Here is a 2,142-nt window from a genome sequence, read left to right as displayed (position 1 = left end):
GTCGTCGAGCGGCTCGGCCGGCTCGCCGGCGCGAGTACGAGCGTCGACCCGGCGACCGTGCAGGCCGACTGCGACCGCACCGGCGACGTGCTCAGCTTCGTCGGCGGCTGCGCGGTGCGCGTCGCCGACCCGGGCGAGCTGCGGACGCTGGTGCTGCGCAGTGGTCGCCCGTTCGTGGTGCGCGCTCCGGCGCCCCGCGACGCCGACCTCACCGTGCGCTCCGAGGTCGAGCCGGACGACGGCGGCGAGGCGGTCGCCCGGATTGCCGTCGACCGTGCGGTCACTGTGCTGCTGAGCTGTCCGGGAGGTGTCGGATGCACGGTCACCGTCGCCGCCGACTGACCCGTCCCCCGGCCGGGCCCGTGCCGGCCGCCGGCCCCGGCCGCGCACCCGTCGGCCGGCACGACCGCGAGGAGGCCCGACATGGGTGACCTGCGCAAGCCCTTCCTCCTGCTCGCGCTGGTCGCGGTCACGCTGGTGGTCCTCGTCGAGGTCGGATCGTCACTGCTCACCGGGGGCGGGGACGCCACCGGCGCGCTGCTGGCCGGCGCGGCGGACCTCGGCGTGGAGGTGGACGCCGGCGGAATCAGCGAGCCCTCCGGGCGAGGTACGAGCTACCTCGCGCTGATCGACGTGGTGGCGCTGTGGACCACCGGCCTGTTCTGCCTGAGCCTGGTCGTGCCCGAGCGGGTGCAGGGCCGGATCCAGGGTGTGGCGACGCTGATCTTCTCGATCCTGCTCATCCTGGGCTCGCTCGTGCTGCTGATCATCGCCTTCGTGGAGCTGACCATCATGGTGTCGCTGTTTTTGGCCGTGCCGTTCGGCACCCTGGCGTACCTGGCGTTGTGGGGCTTCTTCCCGGTGGGTGAGGCGAGCCTGCTGCTGGGGCTGGCGCTGCTGCTGAAGCTGGTCTGGGCGGTGCTGCTGCTGCTCGCCCAGCCACGGTTCGCGCAGAACAAGGGCCTCGTGCTGCTGGCGCTCACCACCCTGCTTTGCACCGTCGTGCTGGAGTTCCTGCACCGGCTCGTCCCGGTCATCGTGGTGAGCATCCTCGACGACGTGGGCGCGCTGGTCTTCGCCATCGTGGCCATCATCTGGGGTCTGGTCCTGCTGATCGGCTCCATCCCCGCCATCGTCAAGTCCGTGCGGGTGACCGCCGCCCTGCCCACCCGTTGACAAACGCGACCCCCTGTGCGGTTGATCCACACCATATCGCCGATATGGGGGCATTTAGACGCCCGGACACCCCCATGTCGGCGACCTGGAGTGGATCAACCGCTCGTTGACCTCTGTTTCACCACATGATCACCGCTCACCACGTCAACACGGGCGGAGTTCGCGGCCACTGCCGCGGCGGTGGCAGGGTCCAGGGCTCCATCGGCGACGACCACGCCGTGCCGGCCCTGCCGCTGCAGGCCAGCCGCGATGGTGACCGGCCGTTCGAAGGCGAACGCCACCCCCACACCCGGGTACATCGCGGTCCGCACGAACCACCGGTCGTCGACCCCGAGACCGGTAAAGACCAGGGTGTACGCCCGACCGTCCGGCCCGGTGCCGCAGAGCGCAATCCACGGCTCGGCGGAGCCGTTGACCGCCTCCTCCCCCGTCGCCGAGGCGCTGAACACCGACGCGGGCGAGGCCGAGACCGCCCGCCAGAAAAACCCCCCGTAGCCGGCCCCGCCGGGGCGGCCGTTGGTGGCGGGGCTGCCCAGCCGCACGTCCTGCTCCGCCGGGGCGCTGAGCGTGTAGTCCATCTCCAGCCGCCAGGCCGACACGCCGCCGGTCAGCGGAACGGCGGCGAGCCGCCGCTGCTCCGTGAGCAGCACCGACCCGTGCCGGTCGCGCCACTGCAGCCGGTGCGCCAGCCGGTCGACGGCCCGCTCGGACCAGCCGGTGTGCGCGATGACGCCGTGGTCGTCGCGCCACGTGTAGCCGACGTCGCGCACGTAGGTGCGCCCGCCCCAGAGGTTGCTGCCGTTGACGTCCTGCACGGCGAGGGAGGCGCCGAGGTGCCACACGTGGTCGGCGGGAAGCGCGTCGGTGACCACCGTGCCGCCGAGGGTGCGTACCGGGTGCAGGTACGGCCGGGGCCCGTGCCGCGCGTCCAGCGCCGGGTCCACCACGTACCGGGCCACCTCCGCC

At 72.5% G+C, this 2,142-nt stretch carries 3 protein-coding genes; 2 read left to right on the top strand and 1 reads right to left on the bottom strand.

Annotated features, from left to right (window positions below; all coding sequences use genetic code 11):
• Both ABZU46_RS31670 and ABZU46_RS31665 read left to right on the top strand, forming a co-directional pair.
• Positions 1 to 342: hypothetical protein (locus ABZU46_RS31670; protein WP_354863363.1), on the top strand; the 342-nt coding region annotated here is incomplete at its 5' end.
• An 81-nt stretch (positions 343 to 423) separates the two neighbouring features.
• Positions 424 to 1,176, top strand: coding sequence for a hypothetical protein (locus ABZU46_RS31665; RefSeq protein WP_354863362.1), 753 nt, complete (start codon positions 424 to 426; stop codon positions 1,174 to 1,176).
• Between the two features lie 95 nt (positions 1,177 to 1,271).
• On the opposite strand, the gene ABZU46_RS31660 is transcribed toward ABZU46_RS31665, so the two are convergent.
• A partial coding sequence (locus tag ABZU46_RS31660) for a PmoA family protein (RefSeq protein ID WP_354863361.1) occupies positions 1,272 to 2,142 on the bottom strand: 871 nt, incomplete at its 5' end.

The organism is Micromonospora sp. NPDC005197, from assembly GCF_040608295.1.
Lineage (GTDB): Bacteria > Actinomycetota > Actinomycetes > Mycobacteriales > Micromonosporaceae > Micromonospora.
The sequence above is the reverse complement of the archived record's forward strand: the minus strand, read 5'-3'. Positions and strand labels throughout refer to the sequence as shown.

Excerpts from the sequence above, each read along its gene's own strand:
- ABZU46_RS31665 (WP_354863362.1), top strand. The coding sequence starts at position 424 with ATGGGTGACCTGCGCAAGCCCTTCCTCCTGCTCGCGCTGGTCGCGGTC.